Genomic DNA, 14,959 nt, shown 5'->3' on the forward strand with positions numbered 1-14,959 from the left:
CCAACTCGAAGGTCAACTCCGGAACCGGCCCCACAGGCTGAGGGTCTTGCCGAAGCGTTCGCCGCGCATCCAGTCCAGGATGCTCTTCGCGACCCGCTCCGGCGAGACGTCCCCGCGCACCGACCGCGGTACGAGCTTGCGGATCTCGGCCGCGTCCGCGAGGGCCTCGTCGATCTGCGCGTCGGGCCAGCCACGGCGCGCCAGCCGCTTCCGCCGGACGGCGTCCGGACAGTCCAGGTGCAACCACCGGCCCTCGGGTAGCTCGGCCGGCTGCGCCGGGGACAGCAGCAGGACCGGTATGCCGGAGCGCCGGATCAGCTCGGTGATCCGCAGCCACAGCGCGTTGTACGCCGGCCAGATCGGCGCCGCCATCGGACTCGCGATGTCGATCCCGAGCAGCCGGCCGGCGTCGTCCAGCAGCTCGTCCATGTCCATCACGACCAGGTTCCCAGGGCTCAGCCGGACCAGCTCCGGCACGACCGTCGACTTCCCCGCCCCGGGCGCCCCCGTCACCACGAACAACCTCGTCATAGGGACTAGTGTGCGGTCACTGGACCAGGAGGCGCATCGGTGGTCGTGCCTCGCCGGATGTCGTCGGCAGTCCGCTCTGGCCGGGTGTGACCGAGCCGAGGACGCTCGAGTGCCCGGCGCCGGTGCAGCTCGGGACTGTTCCGCCGAGGCCGTGCACGGTGAGGAAGCCGAGTACGGCGAACGCGTACGCCTCCTTCGCCGCCGACGGTATCCCCAGCTCGTCGGTGGTCCGGACCGGAACGTCCAGCTCGTCCGCCAGCAGATGCATCAGCGCCGGGTTCTGGATCCCGCCACCCGACGCCACCACCTCGGTCCCGCCGTACCGCCGTACCGCGTCGGCAACGGTCCGCGCCGTCAGCGTGGTCACCGTGGCGACCAGGTCCTCCGCCGGGATCACCGGCAGCCCCTCCATCGCCTGCGCCAGGTACGCGAGGTTGAACAGCTCCTTCCCCGTCGACTTCGGCGCGGGCCGCTCGTAGTACGGCTCGGCCAGCAACCGGGCGAGCAGCTCCTCGTGCACCTGCCCGCGCGCCGCCATCACTCCGTCGGCGTCGAACGGCTGCCCGGTCAGCTCGGTCACCACGGCATCGATCAGCGCATTCGCCGGACCGGTGTCGAAGGCGATCGGTTCACCCTGGACGACGGTGATGTTCGCGATCCCGCCGAGATTCAGCGCCACCGGTACGCCGGGACGCCCGCGCAACCACAGCACGTCGATGATGCTGACCAGCGGCGCCCCCTGGCCGCCCGCCGCGACGTCCCGCGCCCGCAGGTCCGACACCACCGGTACGCCGGTCGCCTCCGCGATCCAGGCCGGCTGCCCGAGCTGCAGCGTCCCGCGCACCGACCCGTTGTCCACCCAGTGGAACACCGTCTGCCCGTGCGACACGATCAGGTCCGCGTACCCGCCGCAGAGCTGCTCGACCGCCTGCCGCGCCACCGCCGCGAACGACTGCCCGATCCCGGTGTCGAGCTTGCACACCTGCTCGACGGACGTGGACGCCGGCGGCAACGACGCGGCGACGGCGGCCCGCAGCTCGTCCGGGTACGGCTGACTCAGCATCCCGAGCGGCGTCAGCACCAACTGGTCGCCGTCCAGCCGCAGGTCCGCGGCGGCGGCGTCGATCGCGTCGTACGACGTCCCGGACATCAACCCGATCACTCGCATGTCAGTCTCGCAACTCCCGCCGGTAGTCGTCTCCTCGCAGTGTGAGCAATGCGATCACACTGACCGCACAGGTGACCACCACGTACCAGGCCGGAATGTCGACGTTCTTCGTCCGCTTGATCAACTCGGTGATGATCAGCCCGGCCGATCCTGAGAAGACCGCGTTCGACAGCGAGTACGCCAACCCGAGCCCGGTGTAGCGCGCACGGGTCGGGAACATCTCCGCCAGCATCGCCGGACCGGGTCCCGCCATCAGCCCCACGACGAGGCCGGCCACGAACACCGCGATCCCCTTGCCTGCGTTCCCCGACTCCTTGTCCTGCAGCAGGTTCATCAAGGGGAACGCGAGGACGACGACCAGCGCCGCGCCGGTCACCATCACCGGCCGCCGCCCGATCCGGTCGCTCAACCACCCGGCCGGGAGAATCGAGACCGCGAAACCGGTGTTCGCGAGCACGGTCGCGACCAAGGCCTGCTGAAACGTCGCGTTCAGCGTCGCCTGCAGGTACGACGGCATCACCACGAGGAACGTGTATCCGGCCGCGGACCAGCCCATCAGCCGGCCGATGCCGAGCGCGATCGCCTTGGCCACCTCACCGGTCGGGGCCGGTCGCGGCTGCTCCTGGACGCGCGCGAAGCTCGGCGTCTCGTCCAGCTTGAGCCGCAGCCACAACGCGACCAGACCGAGCGGCAAGGCCACCAGGAACGGCACCCGCCAGCCCCAGTCCGACAACGCTTCCTTGCTCAGCGTGGTCGCGAGAATCGCCGCGAGCCCGGCTCCCGCGAGCAGGCCGAGTGCGACCGTGAACGACTGCCAGGCGCCGTACAGGCCGCGCTTCGTCCGGGGCGCGAACTCGGTCATGATCGACACCGCGCCGCCGAACTCACCACCCGCCGACAGCCCCTGCAACCCCCGCACCAGCGTCAGCAACCACGGTGCGGCCGCGCCGACGCTCGCGTAGGTGGGCAGCAGACCGATCAGGGTGGTCGACAGCGTCATCAGCAGCAGCACGAGGATCAGCGTCGGCCGCCGCCCGATCCGGTCGCCGACCCGGCCGAAGATCGCGGCCCCGATCGGCCGGAAGAAGAACGCCAGCGCGAACGAGGCGTACGTCTTGATCAGACTCTCCGCGTCGCTGGTCGCCGTACTGCTGAAGAAGTTCGCGGCGATCACGGTGGCGAAGAAGCCGTAGGCCCCGAACTCGTACCACTCGACGAAGTTGCCGACCGTCCCGGCCAGCAACGACCGCCGTGTCCTGACGTCGGTCGCGACACTCATCCGAACCTTCTTTCGTAACTTTTTCCCGCCCGCCACAACCATCTTGGTCTATCTTTTCCTGATCCCGCGACCCCAGATGCAACCATCCAGGCACCGTCGGTGTTTTCCTGCGTAGCAGAGGAGGGTGGGTGGATGGCCACACGCGGGGACGACTTCGACGACTTCGTCCGCGGCAGCGCGACGCGGCTGCTGCGGACGGCGGTACTACTCACCGGCGACCGCGGTGCCGGCGAGGACCTGGTGCAGGAGACGTACGAAAAGATCTACGTCCACTGGCCGCGGATCCGGACCGGCGCCCCCGAGGCGTACGCCCGAAAGACCCTGACCAACCTGGCCGCCAACCGCTGGCGCACTCGGCGGCGCCGACCGGCCGAAGTGGCGCTGGCCGAGAACCACGACGAACCGACCCCGGACGACTCCGAGGCGTACGCCGTCCGCCAGCAACTGCTGCGCGCCCTGCAGGACCTCCCACCCAGGCAACGCGCCGCCATCGTGCTCCGCTATTACGACGACCTCACCGAGGCGCAGACCGCCGAGATCCTCGGCTGCTCCGTCGGCACCGTGAAGAGCCAGACCTCGCGCGCCCTGGACCGGCTCCGACTGATCACCGAACCCGCGATCCTGGAGGGACTGCGATGACCGAGACCCAGCTGCGACAGCGCCTGCGCGCCGGTGTCAATGACATCGATGCTCCGTCCGACCTGCTCGACCGCGCCCGCCTCGGCGGCGCCCGCCGGTTGCGCCGGCGCCGGATCACCGCACTCGCCGCAAGCTCGCTGGCCGTCGCCACGATCGCCGGTGCGACCTTCGCCGTACCGGCTGTTCGCGATCGTGCCGACCAGGCCCAGGTGGCCACGCCCACGCCGTGGACGGATCCGATCACGCCGAACCCGCTCGACCGCTACGCGCCCCTGATGAAGATGGAGACCGGCGGCAACCTTGCCGGGGACAGCGCCTATCTGGCGCAGGTTCTCGCGACCTGGCACTACACGCAGCGCAAGGAGCGCGGGCACCTCATAGATCCCGTTGCCGGAGACGTGTGGGCCAACCTGCGCGACGAACCGAGGATCTATTGGGCCGGGAACACCCCCGCCGGCCGGGTCGCGCTCATGGTGCAGCACTACCAAGTGCCTCGCCCGAGCTCGACTGTCACGCCCAAGGCGCCGCGCCCCACTGCCCAGTCCACGCCCAGCGGGATCCTCACCGTTGTCGCGATGGTGCGCGACGACAGCCAAGGCCGGCCGAAGGTCAGAGAGTTCGTGACGCCGTACGACGACCACAGCTTCCCCTACTTCACGATCCGGGATGCCGGGCAGACCAGTGCCTACTACGTCGTCGTGGGCATGGGGAAGCGGCTCGGCTGGGGTCTGTCGCACGACAAGCTCACTCCGATGGTCTTCAAGGACGGCGTTGCCGTGACGAAGATTCCCGCCGCGATCCTCGGCCGGGTGTACATCGACCCGCTCCCCGAGCGGTAGCCTGCTCACCCCTTGACACCGGGTTGTCACCGATCGATGATCGGTGTCGCTATACCGGTTTACCTCTTGTCGCCGCCTGCGTGCTCGGCCAGGCGGCGACGGGTACTTAACCGATATAGCGATACCGCCCATCGTGTGACGAGGAGTCGATCAGCTCATGAAGCGAAGGACCCTGTTGTCAGCCCTGGCCGCCGGAACCGCCGCGGCCGCCACCGGTGCCGCACTGCCCGCCGAGGCCGCGGACAAGCGCCGCCCGCGGGCGAAGACCGGACCGGTCACCGTCGCCTACATCGAGGTCAACGACCACAGCATGCTGAACGCCGGCAAGTACACACTGGCGACCAGCGGCGCACAGGTGATCGACGTCGCAGTGATCTTCGCGGCGAACATCAACTACGACGGCACGAAGGCCTACCTGTCCTTCAACCAGCAGGTCCAGAGCGTGCTGGACAACGTCGCCACGCAGGTCCGCCCGCTGCAGCAGAAGGGCATCAAGGTCCTGCTCTCGATCCTCGGCAACCACCAGGGCGCCGGCTTCGCGAACTTCCCGGACCAGGCGGCCGCCGAGGCCTTCGCCCAGGAACTCGCGGACGCGGTCAACCAGTACGGCCTGGACGGCATCGACTTCGACGACGAGTACGTCGAGTACGGCAACAACGGCACCGGCCAGCCGAACGACTTCTCGTTCGTGTACCTGGTCCAGGCGCTCCGCGCGAAGCTCCCGAACAAGCTCATCACGCTCTACGACATCGGCCCGGCCGCGGAGCGGCTCACGTACAACGGCCAGAGCATCGTCGACACCTTCGACTACGGCTGGAACCCGTACTACGGCACCTGGGGCGTCCCGTCCGCACCGAGCGCCAAGTCGCGCCAGTCCCCAGCCGCGGTCTCGTACACCGCCACCAGTTCCAGTACGGCGGCATCCCTCGCCCAACGCACCGTCAACGAGGGGTACGGCGTCTTCCTCACGTACAACCTCACCGAGTCGAACACCGCGTCGTACATGACCGCCTTCACCCAGAAGCTGTACGGCAGCGCCACGGTCTACAACCCTTAGACAAACGACGTGAAACGCCGCACCCTCGCCGCGTGGCGAGGGTGCGGGTACAACCTGATGGCCTGTCCGGCGAGGCTACTTGCTCTGGCCCTGGCCGCCCTTGCCCTTGCCACCGCCGCCGAAGCGCGACTTGACCTCGCCCAGCTCCTCCGGCGAGTCACCCCGGCCCTTGGCTCGGGTGATGTTCTTCGACGCCCCGGTCTGGCCGTTCGCGTCGGTCCGGCTGACGAGCCGTCCGAACTTCTTGACGTCCTCCCCCGCCTGCTGGCCGGCCGCTTCATCCCTGCTGCTGGTGTTGCCGCCCCGTGAAAGCCAGTTGGCCATATTGGTCTCCATTAGCGATCGGCGTCGGACCTGGCCTGACGCCACGATTGATTGCAGCGAAACATTCTCACAACATCAGGTCACGCCGAGGTTAGATCTCGTACTCCCAGCCCGGCTGCCAGTTGACGCCTTGGGCAACCAATTGCTCCATCGAACCTCGGTTGCCCAGCAGGTGCTCGAGGGACCAGCGGTTCGCCGAGTGGGCCACCACGAGCACCACTTGGTCGTCGTACCAGCGCTTGATGTCGGCGAGGAACGAGCGCGTCAGCTCGAGTACGTCGTCGTACGACTGGCCATCGGGGAACGGCGTACGGACGCGCTCGATCCGCGGTTCGAGCTCGGACCGCGGCGCGCCGTTCAGGGTGCCGTAGTTGCACTCGCGTAGCCGCCAGTCCTGGAAGTGCGGCACCGCCAGGCCGGCCAGTTCGACGGTCTGCACCGCGCGTCTCAGGTCGGAGCTGAACACGACGTCGACCTCGCGCCGCCGGATCCCCAGCTCGCGCGCCTCCTGACACCCCCGCTCGGACAGCTCACCCGGCAACCAACCGGTCGCGACGCCCGCCTCATTGTCGACTGTCGTCGAGTGAGTCTCGTAAATCAGCTTCATACCTCACAGTCAATCTCCCTTTGCCCTCGTTACCGGCGGGTATATACTCAAGTTACTGGCGAGTAAAGTTGGGGAGTGTCTGTGAGCGAGCGCAGCGAGCGAACAAATATGCACAGCGGCCCGGTGGCTCACGCCGCAGCCGAGCGAAGCGAGGTGGAGGCGTGAGCCACTACAAGTCGAATCTGCGGGACATCGAGTTCAACCTGCTCGAGGTGCTGGGCCGGGGCGACGTGCTCGGTCAGGGCCCGTACGCCGAGATGGACGTCGACACCGCCCGCGAGGTGCTCGCGGAGATCGACCGGCTGGCCAAGCACGAGCTGGCCGAGTCCTTCGCGGAGGCCGACCGGAACCCGCCGGTCTTCGACCCGGATGCCCATGAGGTCCGGATGCCGGAGGCGTTCAAGAAGAGCTACCACGCCTACATGGACGCGGAGTGGTTCAAGCTCGAGCTGCCGGCCGAGCTGGGCGGTCAGCCGACCCCGCCGTCGCTGCGCTGGGCCGCCGCCGAGCTGGTGCTGGGCGCCAACCCGCCGGTGCACATGTACGCCGCCGGCCCGAACTTCGCGCACGTGCTCTGGCGCAACGGGACCGAGCGGGACCAGAAGATCGCTCACCACATCATCGAGCGCGGCTGGGGCGCCACCATGGTGCTGACCGAGCCGGACGCCGGCTCCGACGTCGGCGCCGGGCGGACCAAGGCCACGCTGCAGGACGACGGCTCCTGGCACATCGAGGGCGTCAAGCGGTTCATCACCTCGGGCGAGCACGACATGACCGAGAACATCGTCCACCTGGTCCTCGCGCGACCGCAGGGCATCGAGGGTGTCGGCGGTCCTGGAACCAAGGGCCTGAGCCTCTTCGTGGTTCCGAAGTACGACTTCGACCTCGAGACCGGTGAGCTGACCGGCGAGCGCAACGGCGCCTTCGTCACGAACGTCGAGAAAAAGATGGGCATCAAGGTCTCCACGACCTGCGAGGTCACCTTCGGCGACGGCGTTCCGGCCAAGGGCTGGCTGCTCGGCGAGGTGCACGACGGCATCGCGCAGATGTTCCAGGTGATCGAGTACGCGCGGATGATGGTCGGCACCAAGGCGATCGCGACCCTGTCGACGGGCTACCTGAACGCGCTCGAGTACGCCAAGGAGCGGGTCCAGGGCGCCGACATGACGAACCCGGCCAAGGACGCGCCGCGGGTCACGATCACCCACCACCCCGACGTACGGCGTTCGCTGCTGACGCAGAAGGCCTACGCCGAGGCGCTGCGGGCGCTCGTGCTGTTCACGGCGACGTACCAGGACCGGGCCGAGCAGGCGCGGTACGCCGGTGAGCACGACACGCTCGCCGAGGGCGTCAACGACCTGCTGCTGCCGCTGGTGAAGGGCTACGGCTCGGAGAAGTCCTGGACGCTGCTCGGCACCGAGTCGCTGCAGACGTTCGGCGGCTCCGGCTTCCTGCAGGACTACCCGATCGAGCAGTACGTGCGGGACGCGAAGATCGACACGCTCTACGAGGGCACGACCGCCATCCAGGGCCAGGACCTGTTCTTCCGCAAGATCATCAAGGACCAGGGCAAGGCGCTCGGCCACCTCGCCGAGCAGGTGCAGGCGTTCGTCGCCTCCGAGGCCGGCAACGGGCGGCTGAAGGAGGAGCGCGGGCTGCTCGCGAAGGGCCTCGAGGACACCCAGAAGATCCTGGGCATCATGGGGCAGGCCCTGATGGCCGCCAACCCGCAGGCGGAGAACGGCGACCCGCGGAACGTCTACAAGGTCGGCCTGAACACCTCCCGGCTGCTGTTCGTCCTCGGCGACGTGGTCTGCTCCTGGCTGATGCTCCGGCAGGCCGAGGTCGCGCTGGAGAAGCTGGGCGGCGAGCTGTCCCCGGCCGACCAGGACTTCTACGCCGGCAAGGTCGCGGCGGCCCAGTGGTTCGTCCGCTCGACGATGCCGTCGGTCCGCGCCGAGCGGATCAAGGCCGAGCTCACCGACCTCGACGTGATGGACCTCCCGGAATCCGCTTTCTGATCCCGGTCTCCTCCGGCTCGGCCACTTGCGCGGGTCGAGCCGGAGGTTCGGGGCCGTCGGCAAGAATGCTCAGGACACCATCGGGGCATGAAATCGGCTGATCTGCCCCGGGTTGCCCCACGATCTGCCCTGTTGCGGAGCGTGGTGGTGTAGCAACGTTTCTGCCCTGAAACACCGTGACCCTGGCTTGGTCTCCCCTGTCCGAGCCAGGGTCGCGCCCAACTTGCCCTCCCACCCGGGTGGAACCAGTCGATGTGCGCTTGCGTCCGTGTGAATGTGTCCAGGCCCGGTCGTCGTACGCTGTCCGCGATGCCCGTCCGATTCCTCACCGCCCTGCTCGCGGCACTCGCGTTCCTCCCCGCCCTGCCGGCGCGTGCGGAGACGCCGGAGTTGCCCGACCGGATCGCCGCCGCCTGGCGAACCGATCACCTGTCCGTCGACGCGCGATTGGCGATCCCCGCGACCGAGCTGGACCGGATCCGCGGCGCGATGCGCACCGCGGGCCTCCCGGTGTACGTCGCGCTCGTGCCGCGGACGCCGTACCTGGCGAAGAACCGGCTCGACTGGCCGACCCTGCTGCACGCGCGAATCGGTGAACCGGGGCTGTATCTGGTCGCGCTCGTGGACGACAACTACTGGTCGACGACCGCGGAGCTGTACCGGCAGGGTGGGCTCCGGGGCCGCGACCTGACCAGCGTGCGGGCCGACGACAAGCAGCGCCTCGACCTCCTCTCGGATCGTCCGGCGCCGCAGGTCGTCCGCACGATCCAGCATGCGTCGACGGCGTACGACGGTCGCGCGCTACCGGCTGTCCCAGCCGCCGATCTGGAGCCGGAGCGCCCGCACCGCGGCCTCTCGGTGACCGACAAGTCGGACCGGGCCGTGTACGTCGGCCTCGGGATCGGCGGGTTCCTCGGATTCGTGCTGACTCTCGTGCTCGGGCTGCGGCGCCGTGGCAGGCCGAAGGGTTCGGGGGCGAGCAAGCCGGCGATCGAGCCGCGGAACGTACAGCTCAAGGCGGACGGGAAGATCAAGCAGGCCGAGCGGGCCCTTGCGCGACTGGACCGGCGTCGCAAAAAGACGACCCGGCAGCTGGATCAGCGCGACGACGCGTACCGCCGGCTCGACGCGGCGCGGACGCTGCGCGCGGACCAGCCGGAAGACGTCCTCGCTTCGGCCGGTGCGCTCGTGCTCGCCCGGCAGGCCGAGCGGATCGCGTCCGGTGCGGCCCTCCAGCCGCCGTGCTTCTTCAACCCGACACACAACCCCGGCACGGCGAAGGTCGAGTGGTCGGACGACGTCGAAGTACCCGCCTGCGAGTGGTGTGCGAGCGTCGTACGCCGGGGCGATACGCCAAGCGGTCTGCTGGTGCCGGCCAAGTCCGGGCTGCTCGGTCGCGACAAGCCGGTGCCGTACTGGACGCTCGACCCGGAGGACAGCCCCATGGTCGCCACCGGCTTCGGCGCGCTCTCCGACGACCTGGTCGACCGCATCACCGGCCGGAAGGAGGATGTCCGATGAGACGGCTCGTCCTGTTGCTGATGGCAACAATCGTCCTCCTGACCGGGACCGCGTGGGCGGCCACGCCGACCGATCCGCGGATCACCGCCGCGGTCGCGGCCTGGGCACACCAGAACCTGTACGTCGACCCGGACTTCACGTCGATTGCCGACCGCAACGAGACGCTGCAGGTGATCTCGAACGCGAAGGTGCCGGTGTTCGTGGCCGTCGTACCGACCGGCGCATGGTTCCCGGAGCAGGGCGACACCACGCTGCTCGCCGGCCGGCTGGCAGCCGCGAACGGCAAGCCGGGCGTGTACGTCGTGATGGACGGCGACCGCTCGTACGGCGTCGCGCACCAGCTCGGTGTGCGCGCGCCGTCGTGGACCTACGCGGACGGGCAAGAGACGCCGCTGAGCAAGCAGCTCTCGGAGTACCTCGAGGGCGTGCGGGAGTCGTCGTACAGCACGCCGAGGCCGGCCCGGACCGCGCCGCTGCCGCCCGAGCCGGAGGACTCGGCCCCGGTGGAGAAGTTCACCGTCGGCAAGGCGATCGGGAACGGCTTCGGCGGCACCGTCCTCGGCCTGATGGGCGGCGGCCTCCTCGGTGGAATCGTGTTGATCGTGGCGGCGCTCGCCCGCCCACGACGAAAGGGACGTGCGTGAAGGGCCGTTTTCTCCTTGCCTGCCTCGCGGCGGTGCTGACGCTGCTCGTTGCGGCTCCGGCCGAGGCCGGCACTGCGCGGACCCCCGCGGAGCGGGCGCAAGAGATCGCGACCGCGTTGAAGAAGGACCCCGTGTACATCGACCCGGCGTACAAGACGGCACTGCCGGCGACGCTGCTGGACGACCTGCGCACCAAGGCGAAGGCGCTCGGGTACCCGGTCTACACGGTCGTCCTGCCGCTGACCCCGAGCGACGAGTTCCAGGGCGAGGAGAACACGGCACTCACCCTCGTGATGGACGCGCTCCGGCTGCCAGGGCTGTACGTCGTGGTGGACGGCGGCAGCCGGTTCCCGTGGTACGAGACGCGGGACGTGTCGCAGGTCAGCGAGGAGAAGCTGCAGGCGGCGCGGACGCGCGCGCTGGCCGACTCGGGGTACGACGCGGGGCCGACCGAGGTGCTGGCCCGGATGTACGAGCTGCTCGCCCAACCGGGCATCCCGAAGACCTCGACGCGACCGCAGTCAAGTAGACCGTCCCGGAGCGACTCCGAGCCGGGCGGTCACGGGTGGATCGTGGCGCTGTCGATCGTCGGCGGTCTCGTCGTCCTGGTCGGTCTCGGTCTGCTGATCGGGCGGAGTCGGGGTTCGGGTGGCGGGCGGGAGAAGACGTTCCGGATCCCGCCGCACGTGGCCGCAACGGTGGCGGCCGAGCGGCGCCGGCGCCTGACCCAGGAGACGAACGCCGAGCTCACCAGGCTCGGCTCGGAACTCGCGGCGCTCCCGACCACAGAGGGCGCGGGGCTGGTTCACCAGCAGGCCGCGCTCGACGACCACGCCGCCGCGTCGAAGGTTCTCGACTCGTCGACGTCGAACCTCGTCGACCTGGTCGGCGCGATGGTGCTGCTCGACAAGGCACGGCGGGAGTACGACGCCGCGGTCGCAATCGCAGCCGACCGGAAGGTGGACGCCGTACCGGAGCTGTGTGCGTTCAACCCGCTGCACGGTCGCTCGTCCGGTCGGCCGACCAAGGTGGAGTCCGACGGCACCACGCTCACGCTGCCGCTGTGCAACGAGTGCCGGCAGGCCCTCAAGCGTCGTTCGGCGCCGGCGTCGCTGCCCGGCAAGGACGGGCCGTACTGGTACGAGGACTCGCTCTGGGCGCGGACCTTCTTCGGCACCACGGGCGACGATCTGGCCGCCGCTGTGTCCCGGGGCGAGCTGCGTCGATGAGAGGGCTTCCCTGAGAGCCGTTCAGGGGCGCGTCGGGGGATCTGCCGGATCCTGGGGACGGGTCCTGGAGCCTACTGTCGTTGCGACAACGTGGGTGGGCTCGAGAAGAGGCGGACGATGGCGGAGAACAAGCAGCTCGGCGTGATCCTGCTGGTGGCGGCGGCCGGGCTGGCGTTCTGGCAGTTCGGGGATCGGGACTCCGACGACACGCACAAGATCGACGACAAGGTCACCACCGTCCAGCTCGCCGGGGGACATTCCGACATCAAGATCACCGTGTCCGACGACGACAAGACCAGCGTGCGGGAGCAGCGCAAGTTCTGGTTCTGGAAGCACGGCGACGCGTACTCGGTGAACGACGGCGTACTCAAGCTGGACGGCGACTGCGGCTGGCAGTGCACCGCCGACTTCGAGGTGACCGTGCCGCGTGGCACCAAGGTCACCGGTGAGAACGGCAGCGGCGACCTCGAGATCGCCGGCGTGGCCGGGGTCGACGCGAAGTCCAACTCCGGCAAGGTCGAGCTCCGCGAGGTCACGGGCGACGTCAACCTCGATGTCACATCCGGCGACGTGTCCGTGCAGGACCTGACCGGCAAACTCGACGTCAAGGCCAACTCCGGCGACATCGAGGCCAAGGACCTGAGCGGCGGCGCGGTGGACGTCGAGACCACGTCCGGCGACATCGAGCTCGACCTGTCCGAGGCCAACGACATCCGCGCCAAGGGCACCAGCGGCGACATCGAGATCAGCGCCCCGACCGGCGCCTACAAGGTCACGACCGATACCAAGCACGGCGAGGTCGACGACAGCCTCGGCAACAACACGACCGCCGGCCACACCCTGACCGCGACCACCACCTCAGGCGACATCGAACTCCACAGCCACTGAGGAACTATTCCTTGATGTCGCGGTGGTGTTCCTCGACGACGCGGTATTCCTCTTCGATGGCTGGGTCGATGGCGTCGGTCTCCACCCGCCGGCGGCGGTTGGTGATGTAGAAGGAGAGCAGGATGCCGGCCAGGCCCGCGAGAAGCAGGATGTAGCCGACGACCTGCAGGTTCACGGCGTCCCAGGTGTCGCGGATGGCGAACGCGAAAACGGCGCCCACCACCATCAAAAAGATCCCCACACCGATGCTCATCGACGTCCTCGCTTCGCTCCGGGCGCCGATGAGACACGTGGCGCGCTGTGCCTTTTGATGCGCTCGCTTCGCTCGCCCATGGGAGCCTCCCAGTGAGTCCTTGTGCCCTACACCTTCGACGGTACCCCTCCGTCAAACAAGTTACTTACTGCCGGAGAGGACGAGTTCGACGCGGTTCGGGCCGTCGGGGGTGATCTGGACCGGGACGCCCCAGTCCTGGCGGTGCATGTGGCAGGCGGGGAACTCCACCTCGGCGGAGTCGTCGCACGACGCGGCCTGGACAGCTACGTGGAGGACCCCGGAGCCGGCGTGCGGGTCGATGACGAGACGGCGTACGAGGTCGGTGGAGTCGCCCGCACCCTCGCGGAGCAGGTTGTCCGGGGTGGAGGAAACCAGCAGCCGGGTGGACGGGCCGTAGCGGTCGTCGAGCTTCTGCCCCGGCGGCGGATTGAAGACGACCTCCAGCGTGACCTCTCCGGCGGCGAGATCCATCGGCGGGCGCTGGGTCCGCGTGCTGAACTCGTCAGCAGTCGCAGACGCACCGAGCGGGATCCGGGTCAGGCGGTGCGCAGCCGACTCGACGACGAGCAGCTCGTTGCCAATGACAACGGCCCCGCTCGGCTCGGCCAGCCCGGTGGCCATCGTCTCGACAGTCTCGGTTCGCGGGTCATAGCGACGTACGGCGCCGTTGTACGTGTCGGCGATCGCGACGGACCCATCCGGGAGGACCGTCACACCGAGCGGATGCTGCAACAGCGCCTCGCTCGCCTTGCCGTCGCGCAGCCCGAAGTCGAAGAGCCCGGTGCCGACGGCGGTGTGTACCTCGGCGTCGATCCACCGCAGCGCCGAGATCTCCGAATCGGCCAGCCACAGGCGTTCGCCGTCCGCCGCCAGCCCGCTCGTCTGTGCGAACCACGCGTCGCCGAGCGGCCCGTCCTTCAGCCCTTCGTTGGTCGTACCCGCCGCAACCGCGGTCTCCCCGGTGAACGGATCGAACGTCCACAGCTGGTGTACGCCGGCCATCGCGATCCACACCTTGTCGCCCCACCAGGCGACATCCCACGGCGAACTCAGTACGTCGGTCCCGTCGCCGTCCATCCATTGCTTGCCGGTGCCAACCAACGTCGTCACCTGCCCATCGGCGAGCGCCACCCCACGCAGCGCGTGGTTGACGGTGTCCGCAACCACCACGTCGTACCCGGCCTTCTCGGCCACGTCTGACGGAAGGACCACGAGTCCGTTCGGCTCGGAAAAGCTCGCCTCATCGGCGGTCCCGTCGGCGAAACCACGCTGCCCCGTTCCGATCCGGCGTACGACGGTGGTCGCGTCGGGGGCGAGCTCGACGAGGTTGTGGTTACCGGCGTCTGCGACCAGGAACCCGTTGTCCAGCGCAACGACCTTCGCCGGGAAGCGGAGATCCGACGGCTCGGGCGTCGGCGCGACGTACGGCGATCGGCCGCGCGTGAGGGTGCCGGCCTGTTCGTGCTGCACGATCAGCTCGGCCAGCAGCGCGTCCAGGGCGTGCTCGTGGCCTTCACCGGAGTACTGCGCGACGACGTACCCGTTGGGGTCCACCAGGACCAGCGTCGGCCAGGCGCGTGCGGTGTAGTTCTGCCAGGTGATCAGCTCCGGGTCGTCCAGCACCGGATGGCCGACCTCGTACCGCTCGACAGCGGACCGGACCGCGGCCTCCTCGCCCTCGTGCGCGAACTTGGGCGAATGCACCCCCACGATCACCAGCGCGTCGCCGTACTTCTCCTCCAACGGCCGCAACTCGTCCAGCACATGCAGACAGTTGATGCAGCAGAACGTCCAAAAATCCAGCAGCAGGAAGCGTCCACGGAAGTCCGCGAGCGACAACTCCCGCCCACCCGTGTTCAACCACCCACGACCCTTGAGCTCCGGCGCACGCACATGCATGTTCACCATTGTCCGCCGCGGCTCAACAGCTGCGGACAC

General features: G+C 68.8%; 15 protein-coding genes. 8 read left to right on the forward strand and 7 right to left on the reverse strand.

From position 1 onward, the window contains the following. Positions 1 to 12: 12 nt before the first annotated feature. From E0H45_RS09560 to E0H45_RS09570, 3 genes are read right to left on the reverse strand one after another with little or no spacing between them, the layout of a single operon-like run. Positions 13 to 531 (reverse strand): P-loop nucleotide/nucleoside kinase family protein, encoded by a 519-nt coding sequence (locus E0H45_RS09560; protein ID WP_238154877.1) that lies wholly within the window; start codon positions 529 to 531, stop codon positions 13 to 15. Positions 532 to 547: 16 nt separating this feature from the next. Beyond that, positions 548 to 1,699, reverse strand: coding sequence for an anhydro-N-acetylmuramic acid kinase (locus tag E0H45_RS09565; protein ID WP_131336192.1), 1,152 nt, complete (start codon positions 1,697 to 1,699; stop codon positions 548 to 550). A gap of 1 nt (position 1,700) precedes the next feature. Next, the gene (locus E0H45_RS09570; RefSeq protein WP_131336194.1) at positions 1,701 to 2,978 is read right to left on the reverse strand and encodes an MFS transporter; all 1,278 of its coding nucleotides are present in this window, start codon (positions 2,976 to 2,978) and stop codon (positions 1,701 to 1,703) included. A 132-nt stretch (positions 2,979 to 3,110) separates the two neighbouring features. Between E0H45_RS09570 and E0H45_RS09575 the strand changes: the two genes are divergently transcribed. The 3 genes from E0H45_RS09575 to E0H45_RS09585 all read left to right on the forward strand — a co-directional run bounded on the left by E0H45_RS09575 (position 3,111) and on the right by E0H45_RS09585 (position 5,513). After that, a complete protein-coding gene (locus E0H45_RS09575; RefSeq protein ID WP_131336197.1) occupies positions 3,111 to 3,617 on the forward strand; it encodes a SigE family RNA polymerase sigma factor in 507 nt (168 codons plus the stop codon). Then, positions 3,614 to 4,456, forward strand: coding sequence for a hypothetical protein (locus E0H45_RS09580; protein WP_131336200.1), 843 nt, complete (start codon positions 3,614 to 3,616; stop codon positions 4,454 to 4,456). Before E0H45_RS09575 ends, E0H45_RS09580 begins: the two co-directional genes overlap by 4 nt. Before the next feature lie 157 nt (positions 4,457 to 4,613). Next, positions 4,614 to 5,513: an endo-beta-N-acetylglucosaminidase H gene (locus tag E0H45_RS09585; RefSeq protein ID WP_131336203.1), complete on the forward strand. Its 900-nt coding sequence runs from the start codon at positions 4,614 to 4,616 to the stop codon at positions 5,511 to 5,513. 75 nt (positions 5,514 to 5,588) lie between these two features. Here E0H45_RS09585 and E0H45_RS09590 read toward each other — a convergent pair whose 3' ends face one another. Further along, positions 5,589 to 5,837 carry a hypothetical protein gene (locus E0H45_RS09590; protein ID WP_131336206.1) on the reverse strand — a complete coding sequence of 83 codons (249 nt, stop codon included), beginning with the start codon at positions 5,835 to 5,837 and terminating at the stop codon, positions 5,589 to 5,591. 91 nt (positions 5,838 to 5,928) lie between these two features. Further along, positions 5,929 to 6,444, reverse strand: coding sequence for a histidine phosphatase family protein (locus E0H45_RS09595; protein ID WP_131336209.1), 516 nt, complete (start codon positions 6,442 to 6,444; stop codon positions 5,929 to 5,931). Positions 6,445 to 6,605: 161 nt separating this feature from the next. Between E0H45_RS09595 and E0H45_RS09600 the strand changes: the two genes are divergently transcribed. From E0H45_RS09600 to E0H45_RS09620, 5 genes are all read left to right on the forward strand, one after another. Further along, a complete protein-coding gene (locus E0H45_RS09600; RefSeq protein ID WP_131336211.1) occupies positions 6,606 to 8,465 on the forward strand; it encodes an acyl-CoA dehydrogenase in 1,860 nt (619 codons plus the stop codon). Between the two features lie 309 nt (positions 8,466 to 8,774). Continuing rightward, complete coding sequence (locus E0H45_RS09605) at positions 8,775 to 9,986, forward strand: hypothetical protein (protein ID WP_131336213.1); 1,212 nt, start codon at positions 8,775 to 8,777, stop codon at positions 9,984 to 9,986. Beyond that, positions 9,983 to 10,630 (forward strand): hypothetical protein, encoded by a 648-nt coding sequence (locus tag E0H45_RS09610; RefSeq protein WP_131336215.1) that lies wholly within the window; start codon positions 9,983 to 9,985, stop codon positions 10,628 to 10,630. Before E0H45_RS09605 ends, E0H45_RS09610 begins: the two co-directional genes overlap by 4 nt. Further along, positions 10,627 to 11,859 carry a hypothetical protein gene (locus tag E0H45_RS09615; RefSeq protein WP_131336217.1) on the forward strand — a complete coding sequence of 411 codons (1,233 nt, stop codon included), beginning with the start codon at positions 10,627 to 10,629 and terminating at the stop codon, positions 11,857 to 11,859. Before E0H45_RS09610 ends, E0H45_RS09615 begins: the two co-directional genes overlap by 4 nt. A 117-nt stretch (positions 11,860 to 11,976) precedes the next feature. Then, positions 11,977 to 12,747: a DUF4097 family beta strand repeat-containing protein gene (locus E0H45_RS09620; protein ID WP_131336219.1), complete on the forward strand. Its 771-nt coding sequence runs from the start codon at positions 11,977 to 11,979 to the stop codon at positions 12,745 to 12,747. Positions 12,748 to 12,751: 4 nt separating this feature from the next. Here E0H45_RS09620 and E0H45_RS09625 read toward each other — a convergent pair whose 3' ends face one another. Together E0H45_RS09625 and E0H45_RS09630 are read right to left on the reverse strand one after the other, a co-directional pair. After that, a complete protein-coding gene (locus E0H45_RS09625; RefSeq protein ID WP_131336220.1) occupies positions 12,752 to 13,000 on the reverse strand; it encodes a DUF6458 family protein in 249 nt (82 codons plus the stop codon). A gap of 141 nt (positions 13,001 to 13,141) precedes the next feature. Further along, the gene (locus E0H45_RS09630; RefSeq protein WP_131336222.1) at positions 13,142 to 14,920 is read right to left on the reverse strand and encodes an NHL domain-containing thioredoxin family protein; all 1,779 of its coding nucleotides are present in this window, start codon (positions 14,918 to 14,920) and stop codon (positions 13,142 to 13,144) included. Between the last annotated feature and the right edge of the window lie 39 nt (positions 14,921 to 14,959).

Source organism: Kribbella soli, assembly GCF_004331345.1.
In the GTDB taxonomy this organism is placed as follows: Bacteria; Actinomycetota; Actinomycetes; order Propionibacteriales; family Kribbellaceae; genus Kribbella; species Kribbella soli.